Source organism: Streptococcus sp. GP0011 (genome assembly GCF_030546305.1).
Lineage (GTDB): Bacteria > Bacillota > Bacilli > Lactobacillales > Streptococcaceae > Streptococcus.
The window spans coordinates 230,453-245,015 of record NZ_JAUONR010000002.1 but is presented as its reverse complement, the minus strand read 5'-3'; the positions used below and the strand labels follow the sequence as shown (position 1 = coordinate 245,015).

The 14,563-nt window shown below is 43.1% G+C and carries 16 protein-coding genes and 1 other annotated feature; of the genes, 1 reads left to right on the top strand and 15 read right to left on the bottom strand.

What is annotated here, in order from left to right; all coding sequences use genetic code 11:
* Positions 1-2: 2 nt before the first annotated feature.
* Positions 3-134, bottom strand: a sequence feature (ribosomal protein L20 leader region).
* Between the two features lie 72 nt (positions 135-206).
* From Q4443_RS03550 to Q4443_RS03540, 3 genes are all read right to left on the bottom strand, one after another.
* Entirely contained in the window at positions 207-2,447 is a 2,241-nt protein-coding gene (locus tag Q4443_RS03550) for a DNA internalization-related competence protein ComEC/Rec2 (protein ID WP_049518528.1), read from the bottom strand.
* Positions 2,431-3,081, bottom strand: coding sequence for a helix-hairpin-helix domain-containing protein (locus tag Q4443_RS03545; RefSeq protein ID WP_000643903.1), 651 nt, complete (start codon positions 3,079-3,081; stop codon positions 2,431-2,433). The genes Q4443_RS03550 and Q4443_RS03545 overlap by 17 nt, the downstream gene beginning before the upstream one ends.
* Before the next feature lie 66 nt (positions 3,082-3,147).
* On the bottom strand, positions 3,148-3,717 hold the full coding sequence (locus Q4443_RS03540; RefSeq protein ID WP_049518526.1) for a GNAT family N-acetyltransferase: 570 nt from the start codon (positions 3,715-3,717) through the stop codon (positions 3,148-3,150).
* Between the two features lie 176 nt (positions 3,718-3,893).
* Here Q4443_RS03540 and ald point away from each other — a divergent pair, with 176 nt between their 5' ends.
* Complete coding sequence (ald, locus tag Q4443_RS03535) at positions 3,894-5,006, top strand: alanine dehydrogenase (protein ID WP_049518525.1); 1,113 nt, start codon at positions 3,894-3,896, stop codon at positions 5,004-5,006.
* Positions 5,007-5,056: 50 nt separating this feature from the next.
* On the opposite strand, the gene Q4443_RS03530 is transcribed toward ald, so the two are convergent.
* From Q4443_RS03530 to proC, 12 genes are all read right to left on the bottom strand, one after another.
* Positions 5,057-6,043, bottom strand: coding sequence for a PhoH family protein (locus Q4443_RS03530; protein WP_049518523.1), 987 nt, complete (start codon positions 6,041-6,043; stop codon positions 5,057-5,059).
* An 80-nt stretch (positions 6,044-6,123) separates the two neighbouring features.
* Positions 6,124-6,339 (bottom strand): YozE family protein, encoded by a 216-nt coding sequence (locus tag Q4443_RS03525; RefSeq protein WP_001232084.1) that lies wholly within the window; start codon positions 6,337-6,339, stop codon positions 6,124-6,126.
* Positions 6,336-6,941, bottom strand: coding sequence for a GrpB family protein (locus Q4443_RS03520; RefSeq protein WP_049518521.1), 606 nt, complete (start codon positions 6,939-6,941; stop codon positions 6,336-6,338). Before Q4443_RS03520 ends, Q4443_RS03525 begins: the two co-directional genes overlap by 4 nt.
* An 11-nt stretch (positions 6,942-6,952) precedes the next feature.
* A complete protein-coding gene (cvfB, locus tag Q4443_RS03515; RefSeq protein WP_049518520.1) occupies positions 6,953-7,807 on the bottom strand; it encodes an RNA-binding virulence regulatory protein CvfB in 855 nt (284 codons plus the stop codon).
* A 59-nt stretch (positions 7,808-7,866) separates the two neighbouring features.
* The gene (gene frr / locus Q4443_RS03510) at positions 7,867-8,424 is read right to left on the bottom strand and encodes a ribosome recycling factor (RefSeq protein WP_001262235.1); all 558 of its coding nucleotides are present in this window, start codon (positions 8,422-8,424) and stop codon (positions 7,867-7,869) included.
* Between the two features lie 7 nt (positions 8,425-8,431).
* Entirely contained in the window at positions 8,432-9,169 is a 738-nt protein-coding gene (gene pyrH / locus Q4443_RS03505) for a UMP kinase (RefSeq protein ID WP_000002996.1), read from the bottom strand.
* Positions 9,170-9,252: 83 nt separating this feature from the next.
* Positions 9,253-10,587 carry a methylenetetrahydrofolate--tRNA-(uracil(54)-C(5))-methyltransferase (FADH(2)-oxidizing) TrmFO gene (trmFO, locus tag Q4443_RS03500; protein ID WP_000083690.1) on the bottom strand — a complete coding sequence of 445 codons (1,335 nt, stop codon included), beginning with the start codon at positions 10,585-10,587 and terminating at the stop codon, positions 9,253-9,255.
* A gap of 186 nt (positions 10,588-10,773) precedes the next feature.
* Positions 10,774-11,652, bottom strand: coding sequence for a 16S rRNA (cytidine(1402)-2'-O)-methyltransferase (rsmI, locus tag Q4443_RS03495; protein ID WP_049518518.1), 879 nt, complete (start codon positions 11,650-11,652; stop codon positions 10,774-10,776).
* Positions 11,653-11,654: 2 nt separating this feature from the next.
* On the bottom strand, positions 11,655-11,972 hold the full coding sequence (gene yabA, locus Q4443_RS03490; RefSeq protein WP_000358227.1) for a DNA replication initiation control protein YabA: 318 nt from the start codon (positions 11,970-11,972) through the stop codon (positions 11,655-11,657).
* 145 nt (positions 11,973-12,117) lie between these two features.
* Positions 12,118-13,008, bottom strand: coding sequence for a DNA polymerase III subunit delta' (locus tag Q4443_RS03485; RefSeq protein ID WP_303407956.1), 891 nt, complete (start codon positions 13,006-13,008; stop codon positions 12,118-12,120).
* Positions 13,005-13,643 (bottom strand): dTMP kinase, encoded by a 639-nt coding sequence (tmk, locus tag Q4443_RS03480; RefSeq protein WP_049478048.1) that lies wholly within the window; start codon positions 13,641-13,643, stop codon positions 13,005-13,007. Before tmk ends, Q4443_RS03485 begins: the two co-directional genes overlap by 4 nt.
* Before the next feature lie 120 nt (positions 13,644-13,763).
* Positions 13,764-14,561, bottom strand: coding sequence for a pyrroline-5-carboxylate reductase (gene proC / locus Q4443_RS03475; RefSeq protein WP_049478047.1), 798 nt, complete (start codon positions 14,559-14,561; stop codon positions 13,764-13,766).
* Positions 14,562-14,563: the final 2 nt, after the last annotated feature.

Here is a 14,563-nt window from a genome sequence, read left to right as displayed (position 1 = left end):
TTAGAGAAAAACAATAGCAGGCTCGTAATAATACAAGCCCGCACGTTATGATAGCGTTTCTTAGAAACTTTTCATCCGTAGGGCCAGGCAACTTGATGTCACAAGGCGAGAAGCTCTCACTTCTGCTTTTCTCAACTTTTATATGATACCAAGTTTTCTATTCCTTGTCAAGATAAAAAGTCAATTTTTTAAAAACTTTGTCTATTTTATCGAACCGTTTCAATTCTCCAACTATTCCATCCTTTAAAGCGGATAGCCCCTTGCTGGTCAGTTCGGTAAATCTTACTCTTGATACTTTCCAGTCGTGTCAAGGTTTCCTGATGGGGGAGTTTCGTACGATTGCGCTTTCCGACTGAAATGAGAGTAATTTGTGGTTTGATTTTTTCTAGGAAAGCTGGATTTGATGAGGTTTTAGCACCATGTTGGCCTGCTTTCAAGACATCCACCTCTAGGTCAGGATATTGCTTCAGCAAATCCTTCTCTCTTTTTTCCTCCAAATTTCCTGTGAAGAGAAAGTGCTTATCTAAGAGTTTTCCATAAAGAACCAGAGAATCATCACGATTCCCATCTCCAATCTTCCTTGGAGATAGGACTTCTAAGTAACTGCCAAAAATCGGGAAATTCTCCCCAGCTGCCACACTACGTACCTTGTTTTGACTTGCTTCTAGTTCCGCTACAAATTCCTTCTGTGTCAGACTTCCTTTTGATACTAAAATCTCTCCAACATGGAAAGCCTTGGTCACCTCCAGTAAATCACCAACATGTTCCTTGTCTGTATTGGTCAAAATCAGCTGGTCAATCTTATCTACTCCTCGACTTTTAAGATAAGGAATCAAGGTTCTCTGGGCATTGCTGGTCGTCGCCTTTTCTTGCCAAGCCTCGATTTTCTTATCAGATTCTGCCTTACCACCTACATCTATGAGAATGGTTTTACCAGTTACATCCCGTAGGAAAATACTCTCCCCTTGCCCAACATCTAGCATGGTAATTTCATTTTCAAGTGGATGCTTGGTCAAGAAAAAGAGCCCCACAATAAAAAGACTGACTCCTGCTAGTCTTTTGATGTTTTTCCTCATGTCATAGACCAAGGCTAATGAAACTAACAGTAGAATCAACAGCCATGCGTTGGGTTGACCAAAGACCAGGGGCCTACTTGCCAGCTGCGATAGCAAGCGAATGACGCCCTCCAACCACTCAAAGACAAAGTTAAACTGAGTGACTGGGTAAACGAAGGACAGAATGAATAAGATGGACAAAAGCGGCAAGAAGACCACATCAAACAGAAAGGAAAAGACAAAGGTCAAAAGGATAGACCAAGGCTGAAATTCTGCAAAATAAAAGGATAGAATGGGCAATATTCCCAAAGAAATGACCAAACTTTCTCTGGCAACAGCCTTGATCCCATCGCCTTCTTTGCTGGTCATGGTCAAGATAAAAGCATAAGCGCAGGACAAGACTCCTCCTGCAGTTAGGAAAAAGTTTGGCATAATGATAAAAAGGACAAGGACCGTCAAGGCAAAATTATCCAAGCCCTTAATACCATGTTGTGCTAGTAACTTTTGCAAGAGACTGCGAATAACAGATGCTGAAAATCCTGTCAGACCTGCATAGATAAGAGAAAAGGGATAAGTTAGCCACTTCAACTTTTCTTGAGTTAAGCCCAATCGCAAGAGGAGTTTCTTAAAGGCATCCATGAAAAAGCCTACCTGCATACCCGACAAGGCAAAGAGATGGATAATTCCAAGACTGGAATAGAGCTCATTCATCTCCTCAAAGTCCGTGTCCAAATGTCCTAAAAGAAGACCTGTCATATAATTGCGCATAGGATCTGGAAAGTGCATCTTGATCCAAACTACAGCCTTTCGACGTAAACTGGACAGATTTTCTCCTATATCCCAACTGCTAATCTTTCTCATTGACTGGATACTCTTGATAGTCAAAGTTTGGTAAATCCCCTGAGTTTTCAGATAGGCTTGGTAGTCAAAGCCACCAAAATTCCTCTGACCTTCAGGCTCTGAAAGTTTTCCTTCTATCTCTATCTCGTGAAGGTCTGTTAAGGCCTGAAAGAGCTCTTTCTCCTCCTCAGACTGGAGTTTATAGTAAACTTGGAAGGTGCGACCCTCAGCCTTGCCCCGAAAGGACAGACTGTCTCCATTGACTTTGATGGTATCTGGTAAAATCCGTACCCTTTCAACAGAATCCACTAGGTTTTGATTAGCTTGTGTCTGTTGCCAAGTTTGAAACAAAAACCAAAAACCAAAAACTCCACAAAACGCTAGAACTTTACCGGCCGATTTCCAAGGAAATTGGAAAAAGAGACAGACAAGCAAAAAAACAAAACCTAGCAGTGCGAGATAGGACACTCCAAAAATGGCATAGTAAAGCCAGAGCAACAGGAAACTCAGATAGATTAGGGGGATAGGGAAATTCTTAATCCACTGTAACATAGTCTTTTAGCTTTTCTATGGTCTTAGCGCCAATACCAGAAACCTTCTTTAATTCATCAACCGACTTGAACTTGCCATTTGCCTCACGATGATCGATAATATCCTGGGCTCGTTTTCCTCCCAAGCCTTTGACCTGCTTGAGTTCTTCCAGACTAGCTTTATTTAGGTTGACCTTCTTATCTTTACTTGTCGAAGCAGTCGTTCCAGAGGCAGTCTGCTGACTCACTGCTTCTTCTCCCTTAGTTGGAACATAGACAAGAGCCTCGTCACTGACTTTCTGTGCTAGATTAAGCGACTTACTATCTGCTTCCTCTGTCAATCCACCCGCCTTCTGAACGGCATCATGAACACGACTCCCTACTGGTAAATCATAAATCCCTGGCGATTTAACAGCACCTTTGACATCTACCGTAATCAAATCTTGTTCAGGAGACTCGTCCTTTTCTTCCTTTTTCACTTCTTTGTCAGACGATGAATCCTTTGAAACAGCTGCGACTTCAGCCTGCAAATTTGATTCTTTTACAGATGTTTGTGAAGTTGGCTTTAGTAGGAAAAATCCGCCCAAGGCCAAACCTAAACCAGCACAAATGACAAGGATTTTATACTCTTTGATTTTCTCGATAATTGCTTTCATATTTTCTCCTCTCTTAAATTATTCGTAAGTGAAAGAAAAAACAGTTGAAAATTTCTTTTCAACTGCTTATTTATTTGCAAAATAGTCTTCCTTAGTCAAGACATAATGAACCCTTGTGATAATTCGACCTTTTTCATGTTGGTCCATACAAGCATATGGTTCTACATGGGAAAAGCGCATGCCTGATTTCTGCATGACCCTGCCAGATGCAGGATTTTCCTTATCGTGAAGAGCGGTCAACTTATTCATTCCAATCTTCTCAAAAGCCAGCTCAATCACGGCCCGATTGGCTTCTGTCGTCAATCCTTGATTCCAATACTTTTTATTGATAATGTAACCAATAGCTGCTTTTTTGAGAAGGGGGTCAATCTTGTGCAAGTCAATGGTTCCAATAAACTGACCATTGCTTTTTAGTTCGATTCCCCAGCGTCCCAAGAGATTAGCCAAGTAAAACTGAGCGATGTTGTTCTTGGTTTCTTCTAAACTTTGATTTGTTGGAAAAGTGTAGCGTGTATTTTCTCTATCCGAAGCATACTCAAACATAGCTTCTGCATCGTCTAAAGTTACAGGTCGGAGCAATAAACGCTCCGTTTCTATAGTTGGATACTTGGAAAATTTAACAAATATTGATTCCATACTTTTTCCTCCATTAGAGCTTGATTCTCACTAGTCTAGCATAAAGAAATTTGAATGACAAGTTTTTCTTGATTTTTGAAGCGGTTTCATATACAATAAAACCATCACATTTTTGATTTATGAACTGAAATGTGACAACCAAAACAAGATTGTCAATTGAAAGGTAGGTTATCTCTATGTTAATCGGAATCCCAAAAGAAATTAAAAATAATGAAAACCGTGTTGCCCTCACTCCTGCTGGCGTCCATAGTTTAGTCAGTCGCGGGCATCGTGTCCTCATCGAATCAAATGCTGGTCTCGGTTCAGGATTTACTGATGCGGACTATCAAAAGCAAGGAGCTGAGATTGTCGCTACTGCTGCAGAAGCATGGGCTGCCGAGTTAGTCGTGAAAGTAAAAGAACCACTAGCTTCTGAATATGGTTATTTGCGCGACGATCTTCTCCTTTTCACCTACTTGCACATGGCCGCTGCTCCAGAATTAGCAGAAGCTATGTTAGCAGCAAAAACAACAGGAATTGCCTATGAAACTGTTCGTGACAATCAAGGACAACTACCACTCCTCGTTCCTATGAGTGAGGTTGCCGGCCGTATGGCTGTTCAAATTGGAGCTCACTTCCTTACTAAGCAAGCTGGTGGCTCTGGTATTCTACTAGGTGGTGTGCCCGGTGTTCCAAAAGGAAAAGTAACCATCATCGGTGGTGGTGTCGTCGGTACACATGCTGCCCGCATCGCCCTTGGTCTTGGTGCTCAAGTAACTATTTTAGATATCAGCGCTAAGCGTCTCTCAGTTCTAGAAGAAGTCTTTGGAAATCAAATTCAAACTCTTATGTCTAATTCATTCAACATCGAAGCAAGTGTGAGAGATGCTGATGTGGTGGTTGGTGCAGTTCTCATCCCTGGGGCCAAAGCACCGAAATTGGTGACAGATGAGATGGTCAAACAAATGCGTCCTGGCTCTGTCATCGTTGACGTTGCCGTTGATCAAGGTGGCGTTATCGAGACAGCTGACCGTGTGACAACGCACGATGAACCTGTCTATGAAAAACACGGTGTTCTCCACTATGCCGTTGCCAATATCCCTGGTGCAGTTGCTCGTACCTCTACTATCGCCCTAACCAATGTCACTCTTCCTTATATCGAAGCATTGGCTGGCAAAGGATTCGCACAAGCAATTGCTGAAGATGAGGGCTTGCGTCAAGGTGTGACCACTTATCAAGGTTACTTAACTAGCCTCCCAGTTGCTCAAGGCCTCGATAAAGAGCACACGTCTATCGACGAACTTGTTTAAAGCTAGACACTCATTAAAAAAAAGCAGTTCACATCTGAACTGCTTTTTTGCTATTCTGTTTCTTGGTTCTTTTCTTCAACCTTAACTGGAGCCGGTTCATAAGCTCGGATAATCTGAGCGACAACTGGATGGCGAACCACATCCTTGGCTGAAAAATGAACAAAATCAATTTGGTGAATGTTCTTGAGCTTTTCTTGAGCATCAATCAAACCGGATTTAACATTACGTGGCAGGTCAATCTGGCTGATATCTCCATTGACAATCATCTTGGAATTAAAGCCTAAACGAGTCAGGAACATCTTCATCTGCATGATGGTCGTATTTTGTGCCTCATCGAGAATGACAAAAGCATCGTCCAAGGTCCGCCCACGCATGTAGGCAAGAGGCGCGATTTCGATAATTTCACGCTCCATGAGACGGGTCGTCTGATCTTTGCCGAGAATCTGATACAAGGCATCGTAAACTGGTCGAAGGTAAGGATCCACCTTCTCCTTGAGATCACCTGGAAGAAATCCTAGACTCTCACCTGCTTCCACTGCTGGACGAGTAAGGATAATCCGCTTGACCTGCCCGCGTTTAAGAGCTGTCACTGCCAAGGTCACTGCAAGAAAGGTCTTCCCAGTCCCTGCAGGTCCGATTCCAAAGGTCACATCATGCTGTTTGACACTGTCCACATAAAGCTTTTGACCCAAGGTTTTGACACGGATCGGCTTCCCTGTATTGTCCTTAATGATTTCTTCTTCGTAAAGGGCGACAAACTTGTCAATTTCATCGTTTTTGACCATACTAATCGCAGTCACCACATCTGGTGTGCCAACCGTCATTCCACGATTTACCAAGACCATCAATGCTTGGATAACCTGACGGGCTTCCTCACAGGCAGACTCTTCTCCCAAAACCTGGACAATCTCCGTACGGGCATGAATCACCACATCGAGCTCTTCTTCCATCAAACGAAGATGGCGCTCATTGGAACCAAAAAGATGGAACAAGTCATCTGGATGACTCAGTTGAATGTCTATTGAATGTTCCTTCAAATAAAGAACCTCTCTAATCCGTTTATTTCTTTTTATTATAGCAAAGAGAACAATAAAATACTAGCCTCATCTCATTGTCTCTAGTGTTCTAAGTATTCTTGCCAGATAGCGTCAAAGTCTCCTAGGTTAAAAGAGAAACTGGCATGCTCCTCCAAAAAGCGACTCACCTCATCAAAATCATCTGTGTGTTTTGGAAAAGCCGACTCCTCAAAAGCGAGGTCTGCCAAGATAGCTTTAGGACTGTTACTTTTAGGATTGCGCTCAGTCATGAGCCAAGTGTAAAATGATTTTCTCAATTCTTTCTCCTATCAAGAGTTTTTTGATGACACTTTTCTGATTCTTGAAAATTACTGGACTTGGCCTCTGAAACGTAGTGGTTTATAAAATCTGTTTTCGCATCTGTATAGCCGTCTCGATTGTGTTCAAATTTTTTCCACAAACTTAGTTTTAATTCCTGATACGCTTGGGCAATATCTGGATGCTGGCAGAGATAATCTCTAAAATAAATCTCGTCATGATCTCCCGTCATTCGCAAATGTAAATGAAAAACTTTCTCAGCAAATCCCTGCTCTGTATAGCCTTTATTTAGCGAAATCCTGTTAGGACTTTCCGACATCACTAGCCACCCATTCTTCACCAATAAATCCCTAACTCTTGCTAAATCCTCTATTCTACCTACTTCTAACAGAATATCAACGATATTCTTGGCCCAAATATTAGGGATAGCAGTGCTACCGATATGTTCTATTCTTTTAATAACATTTGCACCCAATATTCTTTTCAGATTTGCTTTTTCCGATTCATACCAGTCTTTCCACTCTGACTTGTGCTCTACTAGAAAAATAGGAAAAAGTTGCCAGAGTTCCTCTAAACTCATTTCTTCAAGTTTCTTTTTCATGTCTATAAGGCCTAAATCAACTCTGTACCAAACTGGTCTTGTTTGATTTTGCCAGCCTTCATCAAGCCACCGAGTGCTTTCTTGAACTGACCTTTAGAGATACCAAAGGTTGCCTTGATGTCCTCAGGAGATGACTTATCATTCAAGATCATGAAACCGCCATTGCTTTCCAAGTAGGTCAAAATCATCTGGGCATCATTTTCCAACATTTCAAAGGAACGTGGTTTGAGGGATAGGTTCAGAGTGCGGTCAACCTCGCGGAAACCAATGACACGCGCATCTAACACTTGCCCCAAACGTGGCTCTGCGTAGCGCTCACTTGGGTGAATGAAACCAAGCATATTATTCTCTGGCAGATAGACAAAGGTCCCTGACAGCTTGAGACGGTAAACAATGGCTGGCCAGTTTTGGTTCTGCATGTTGTTGTAGGCAGGACGAGCCAGACGTTGGAAATCTTCTTGATAAGCCAAGAGTCCCCAGATTCGATCTTTCTTGTCCACTTCGAGACGGATGTAGAGTTTATCGCCCTTCTTGGGCCAGAGTTCCTTGAGCTCAGGGAGAATATCTAGTGATACTACGATTTCCTTATCAGGTAGACCGGTATCAACAAAAACACCCAAGTCCTTACGAACTTCTGTTACCGTTCCCCAACCAAATTGGTCCTGAGTGGCAGTCACTTCTAGAGTGGTCAAGCGGAGTTTTTGCTTCATATCCGTGTAGGCAAAACCTTTGACCGTATCCCCTACTGTATGTTGGCCTTCTTCCTTGGCAAGAGCATAGGTCTGACCATCCTTTTGCACAAAGTAAAAACGGTCATTTTCATCGATGATGAGTCCAACGATAAAACTTGCAAGATTTGTATTCATATTTCCTTCTTTCGAATAAAACTCAGCCAGCAATGCCAACTGAGTTTTTCTGTTTATTTTTAGACTTCCAAGATTTCTTTTTCTTTATTAGCAGTCATGTCGTCGATGTGTTTCACAGCATCGTCTGTTACTTTTTGAATATCTTTTTCAAGAGTCTTCAATTCGTCTTCAGTGATTTCTTTTGCTTTTTCTTGCTTTTTAGCTTCATCCATAGCGTCGCGACGGATATTGCGGACAGCCACTTTAGCATTTTCACCGACCTTCTTCACTTCTTTGGCAAGGTCACGACGAGTCTCTTCTGTAAGAGCAGGGATAACCAAACGGATCACAGAACCGTCATTAGCTGGTGTAATACCAAGATCAGAAGCGTTCAAGGCACGTTCGATGTCTTTCAATGAAGACTTGTCAAATGGTGTTACCAACAAAACACGCGCTTCTGGAATAGTAATTGAAGCGATTTGGTTAAGAGGAGTTTCGACTCCATAGTATTCTACATGGATACGGTCTAGCAAGCTTGCGTTGGCACGACCGGCACGGATACCACCAAATTCACGAGCAAGTGATTGATGAGACTGGGTCATTCTCTCTTTTGCTTTTTCTACAATTGCATTAGCCATAATTTTCTTATTCCTTTTCTTCGATATTGTTTGAAACTGTTGTTCCGATATTTTCACCAAATACGACACGTTTGATGTTGCCTGGTTGGTTCATATTGAAGACAACCAAGTCAATGTCGTTGTCCATAGAGAGGGTTGAAGCAGTTGAGTCCATGATACGAAGACCTTTATTGATAACATCACGGTGGGTCAATTCTTCAAACTTAACGGCAGTTTTGTCTTTCTTAGGATCGGCATTGTAAACACCGTCTACACCATTTTTAGCCATAAGGATGGCATCCGCTTCGATTTCAGCTGCACGAAGGGCTGCTGTTGTATCTGTTGAGAAGTAAGGTGAACCAATCCCAGCACCAAAGATAACGATACGACCCTTTTCAAGGTGGCGAAGGGCACGTCCACGTACATAAGGTTCTGCCACTTGTTGCATCGCAATGGCAGTTTGCACACGCGTATCGACACCAACTTGTTGCAATGAATCTGCCATCACAAGAGCATTCATCACGGTCCCAAGCATTCCAGTGTAATCTGCCTGAACACGGTCCATTCCAGCTTCTGCAGCAGGTTCCCCACGCCAGAGATTTCCTCCACCAATAACAAGGGCAATTTCGATACCTAAGCTATGAACTTCTTGAATCTCTTTTGCGATTGTTTGAACTGTCTGGATATCAATCCCTACGCCACGTTCACCGGCAAGGGCTTCACCTGATAACTTGATTAAAATACGTTTATACTTGGGATTCGCCATTTTTACTCTCCTTTTTTTATCCTACCTATTTTATCACAATTTCTAAGATTTTTATAGTATCATGAGCAATTCTTTCAAAAAAATTAGACAGTTAAAAATTCCTCTAAGTCGGCAAGAGCACGCTCTGCAATTTTTTCATAACGAGCCTTCTTATCACGGATACGCTCACCTTCTAACTCCTTAATAATCCCAAAATTGACATTCATTGGTTGGAAATGTTTGCTATCAGCGTGAGTGATGTAATGAGCCAGACTTCCAATCGCTGTGGTCTCTGGGAAGATAGCTTCACTTTCACCCTTGAAGAGACGAGCCGCGTTAATACCTGCAACCAAGCCTGAGGCTGCTGACTCAACATAGCCTTCCACACCCGTCATTTGACCAGCAAAGAAAAGGTTGGGTTGTTTCTTAGAACGATAGGTTTGCTCGAGAAGATTTGGTGAATCCATGTAAGAATTGCGGTGCATGACCCCATAACGGACAAACTCCGCATTTTCAAGACCGGGAATCATTTGGAAAACACGCTTTTGCTCCCCCCATTTGAGGTGGGTTTGGAATCCAACGATATTGTAGAGACTACCTGCTGCATTATCCTGACGGAGCTGGACAACCGCATAAGGTGTTTTAAATTCTCCATCACGAGGGCCTGTGTAGTCATCTGGATACTCCAGACCGACTGGTTTCATAGGACCATAAAGCATGGTTTTAATGCCACGCTTGGCCATGACTTCGATAGGCATACAACCTTCAAAGTACTTTTCTTTTTCAAAAGAATTGAGCGGTGCTTCTTCCGCATTGACCAAGGCTTCATGGAAATCCATAAACTCTTGCTTGGTCATTGGAGCATTGAGGTAGGCTGCTTCTCCCTTGTCATAACGAGACTTGAGATAGACCTTGCTCATATCGATAGTATTGACATCGATAATAGGCGCCGCCGCGTCGTAGAAATAGAATCCATCGCCGTCATTAAGGGCATGAATCTTCTCAGCTAGAGCATCGCTGGTCAAAGGACCAGTAGCGACCACTGTAATAACATCAGTCGGTAATTCTGTAATTTCATCACGAACCACTTCAATCAAAGGATGATTGGCTACTTTTTCGGTCACCATTTGAGAGAAACCATCGCGGTCCACCGCAAGGGCACCGCCTGCAGGAACACGTGTAGCTTCAGCAGACTCTAAGATAACAGAACCCAAGCGACGCATTTCTTCCTTGAGAAGACCGACAGCATTTGTCAAAGCATCCCCACGCAGGGAATTAGAACAAACTAACTCAGCAAAATTGTCTGTTTTGTGCTGAGGAGTTGATTTGACACCACGCATTTCATAAAGTTTAACTGGAATACCCCGTTCTGCGATTTGATAAGCAGCTTCAGCCCCTGCCAAACCTGCACCGATAACATTGATATAAGATTGAGACACGACACTAATACCTCTTTGGTAGTGTGAATTTAAAAATTCACGCTGAAGAAGTCAACCCGACTTTCTTCGCTTTCGAATTTCTAGGCTCAGGCTGAAAAGTCCCCCGAACTTTTTCACTCCCACAAATCTTTCTAATTTTTCTTTTACTAGTATAACAAAAAAAGGGAAGAAGGCAAACTTCCCTGTTTAGTCATTTTCTTGATTCTCTTCCCAATCGTGGTAGGCAGCGTAGAGCTGGCTTTTATTCCACTGGTAGAGTTTCGCAACTTCCTTAATAGCTTGATTTTTCTTCATTCCTTGCTGGATACGAGCTTGGATTTCTAAGAACAAGTCCTCCTCGTCCTTTTCCTCCACATCCTGACTGGCACCTTCAACGATGAGAAGGCACTCGCCCTTGAGCGGTATTTCAGCCATGCTTTCTAGCAATTCAGAAATCTTTCCTCGTTGGTATTCTTCATAGATTTTAGTCAATTCCCTGACCAAGACTACTGAGCGGTCGCCGTAAACTGCTAGCATATTTTCCAGCGTATCTGCCACACGATGAGGTGATTCATAGAAAATCTGAGTTTCTGGATAGTCTTTTTTTGAGTCAAAAAATTGCTTTTGCTGGCCTGATTTTCTCGGTAAGAAACCGTAAAAGATATGTGGCTGTGGCGCTAAACCACTGGCAATCAAAGCAGAAATCCCTGCAGAGGCACCTGGAACAGTGACAACTGCGATTTCTTCCTCAATAGCTGCCTTGACCAAATCGTGACCAGGATCCGAGATGCTAGGCAGCCCCGCATCGGATACCTGAGCAATACTTTGCCCTGCTTTCAAGAAACCAATCAAATCAGGAATTTTTTCCTTGGCATTGTGCTCATGAAAGCTGATCTGCTTGGTCGGAATGTCAAAATGCTTGAGCAAAAGACCAGTATTGCGCGTGTCCTCAGCAGCAATCCAGTCCACCTCTTTCAAGGTCTGGATAGCACGAAAGGTCATGTCATCCAGATTGCCAATCGGCGTTGCCACTAGGTAAAGCTTGCCATAGGGAGATTGCCCCTTAAAACTTTTTTGAATCTGCATGCCTACTCCCTGTATAACAACTCGTCACAGAACATACATTCCTCGTCCTGCTCTCGGCGTTGTCCATAAAAATCATTACATACGTGAAACCCGTCTTTATAGATCCGACGGACGCTTTCACGAACATGCTTAGCCTTGACGGGAGCATCTGCTTCCACCTCGCCCAAGCGTTCGCGCAACTTACTATTTTCCAAGCGAAGAGCTGTATTTTCCTCTACCAAGCTCTTGAGATTTTTCTTAATGGCTTCCACATCGGCCAAGGTCACTAGTAACTGTTGGGAAAAATCGTCCAGCGCATCAAATAATTCTTTCTTATCCATAAACCAGCCCTTTCCTTTCTATATCGTTCATTTTTAATACTCAATGAAAATCAAAGAGCAAACTAGGAAACTAGCCGCAGGCTGTACTTGAGTACGGCAAGGCGACGTTGACGTGGTTTGAATTTGATTTTCGAAGAGTATTAGTTTATATTTCTTTCAAGACCAGATATTCCATGGCATTTTGAAAGCTGACATTAGCCTGCCACATTTTTCTAGCTTCTAGCAAATCTTGTAAAATCTGTCGAATCCTTACTTGCAAGAGGTCCTGTCCACAGAGAACTTCGAGGATTCGCAAGACCTGATCTTGTTTTTCCTTGTCATCTGCCAAGCTGGTTAATTTGGCTACCTGCAAATAACTCTTTTTTTTCTTGGCTACTAACCAAGTCAGCAGGCGCTCACTTTCATCCACCAAGGTCCAAAAACTTGCTTGATTGACCAACTTTTCAGCTTCAGCTCGTGATTGACAAAACTGGGCTAAGAGAGTCGCTTTTTTCTTGACCAGTCCTGCTTGCTCTAATTGATGGATGAGCTTTCCTTCTTGCTTTTTAAAGTGAAAAATCTGGGTCCGACTACGGATTGTCGGCAAGATTTTTTCCTCATCGCTGGTTAAGAAGAAAATATAAACTTCACTCTGAGGTTCTTCGATGACCTTGAGTAGAGAGTTAGCTGCATTGGGATGCATTTTCTCCGCCTGCTCGATGATAAAGACCTGTTGCTGACTTTCAATCCCTGCTTGGGAAAACTGACCCACCAATTCTCGAATCCGTTCTGTCTTGATGACCTGATTGACTGGCTTAATCAATGTAACATCGGGGAATTCTTCCTGCTCAATCAGCTTGCAGTTTCGGCATTTCTCACATGGTAGAACGCCTACTTTATCCGTACAAAAGAGGCTCTTAGCCAAAAACTGCGCCATTTCCAAGCTTCCAAAGAAACCTGAAAAGAGATAGGCGTGATTGAGCTGGTCTTGTTCTAGGATACGGACAAAACGGTCAAACTGGTCTGGCTGCCAAGCCTTTAGTTGATCTTGTTTCATTTATCCAAGCCCATTCTGTCAAATAAGACAGCCTTGGTCGTTTCCACAACTTGCTCCAAAGGAAGACTCGCATCAATCTTGACAATGCGATTTCCTTCTTTGTCCAGAAGAGAAAGGTAACCTTGACGAACTTTCTTGTGCAAGTCCAAGCCTTCCAAGTCCAAACGATTGACCTCGCGATCACTATTGGCAGCAATGCGAGCTAGCCCTTCTTCCACCTCAATGTCAAAATAGAGTGTCAAGTCGGGTTTGAGGCCATCTGTTGCAAAGTGATTGAGCCAAGCAATGGCATCAATATCCAAGCCACGACCAAATCCTTGATAAGCAACGGAACTATCGATGAAGCGGTCCATAATGACCAACTTGCCAGCTTCAAGGGCTGGGAGAACTTTTTCCACCAAGTGCTGTCTGCGACTAGCGATATAAAGAAGAAGCTCTGTTTTAGGATCCATCTGAGTATGACTTGGGTCCAAAATCACTTGACGAATCTTCTCACCAATCAAGACTCCACCTGGCTCACGGGTCGTCAGCACTTCTACTCCTTTTTCCTTTAAAATTGGGAGCAGAGTCTCTAAAACACTGGTCTTTCCTGCTCCCTCTGGTCCCTCAAGAGAGACTAAAAATCCTTTTGACATGTCTAACTCATTTCTTTTTTTCTACCTTCTATTCTATCAAAAAAATAGGTTTTTGTGACAATCTTTTTGTGTCTTCTCCATTCAATCGACCATAAAAGAGGCTGGGAGTCATCCAACCTCTTATTTACCTAATTCTTGTGTTCGTTTGTAGGCTTGATGAACTGCGTCCATGACGGTGCCTCTAAAGGCATGTTCTTCCAGACTTGCTACACCAGCGATAGTCGAACCACCTGGACTGCAAACTTGGTCTTTCAAAACTCCAGGATGTTGCTGGCTTTCGAGGACCATTTGTCCAGCGCCGACTACTGTTTGGGCTGCCATTTTCAAGGCCCTTTCTCGGGGCAATCCTGTCTGAACACCTGCATCTGCCAAAGCCTCGATAAAGAGGTAGACAAAGGCTGGTCCACAACCTGCAAGACCTGTCGCAGCATCGATTAAGCCATCTCCCAGCTCAACCAAAAGACCAGCCTTGGCTAAAAGCTGACAAAAGAGTTCCCTGTCCTCAGCACAACAGTTTGCTGACATGGCATAACTAATCACTCCTTGGCCGATAGCCACTGGTGTATTGGGCATGATGCGAATGATTCGGTGGTGACTCGGTAAAAATTTGGCTAGTTTTTCCAAAGTCAATCCAGCTGCCATGGAAATCAAAAGAAGACTTTCTCTATTTTCAAGGATGGTCTGGTATTGAGAAAGCAAGTCTGAGAACTGAGCAGGCTTAACTCCTAGAAAAATCACATCTGCTTCTGCGAAGATTTCGTCATTGCTGGAAGCCTGACCACCAAAGTTGGCAATGAAAGCATCTACTTTTGCTTGACTACGATTGGCAAGGAGAATCTGAGCACCCGTCTTGGCCTGCACAACAGCCTTGGCCAAACTAGCTCCCATATTCCCCAAACCGATAAATCCAATCTTCATCT

Coding starts and splice junctions, on each gene's coding strand:
- Q4443_RS03550 (WP_049518528.1), bottom strand. CDS start 2,447: ATGTTACAGTGGATTAAGAATTTCCCTATCCCCCTAATCTATCTGAGT.
- Q4443_RS03545 (WP_000643903.1), bottom strand. CDS start 3,081: ATGAAAGCAATTATCGAGAAAATCAAAGAGTATAAAATCCTTGTCATT.
- Q4443_RS03540 (WP_049518526.1), bottom strand. CDS start 3,717: ATGGAATCAATATTTGTTAAATTTTCCAAGTATCCAACTATAGAAACG.
- ald (WP_049518525.1), top strand. CDS start 3,894: ATGTTAATCGGAATCCCAAAAGAAATTAAAAATAATGAAAACCGTGTT.
- Q4443_RS03520 (WP_049518521.1), bottom strand. CDS start 6,941: ATGAAAAAGAAACTTGAAGAAATGAGTTTAGAGGAACTCTGGCAACTT.
- cvfB (WP_049518520.1), bottom strand. CDS start 7,807: ATGAATACAAATCTTGCAAGTTTTATCGTTGGACTCATCATCGATGAA.
- frr (WP_001262235.1), bottom strand. CDS start 8,424: ATGGCTAATGCAATTGTAGAAAAAGCAAAAGAGAGAATGACCCAGTCT.
- pyrH (WP_000002996.1), bottom strand. CDS start 9,169: ATGGCGAATCCCAAGTATAAACGTATTTTAATCAAGTTATCAGGTGAA.
- rsmI (WP_049518518.1), bottom strand. CDS start 11,652: ATGCAGATTCAAAAAAGTTTTAAGGGGCAATCTCCCTATGGCAAGCTT.
- yabA (WP_000358227.1), bottom strand. CDS start 11,972: ATGGATAAGAAAGAATTATTTGATGCGCTGGACGATTTTTCCCAACAG.
- Q4443_RS03485 (WP_303407956.1), bottom strand. CDS start 13,008: ATGAAACAAGATCAACTAAAGGCTTGGCAGCCAGACCAGTTTGACCGT.
- tmk (WP_049478048.1), bottom strand. CDS start 13,643: ATGTCAAAAGGATTTTTAGTCTCTCTTGAGGGACCAGAGGGAGCAGGA.
- proC (WP_049478047.1), bottom strand. CDS start 14,561: ATGAAGATTGGATTTATCGGTTTGGGGAATATGGGAGCTAGTTTGGCC.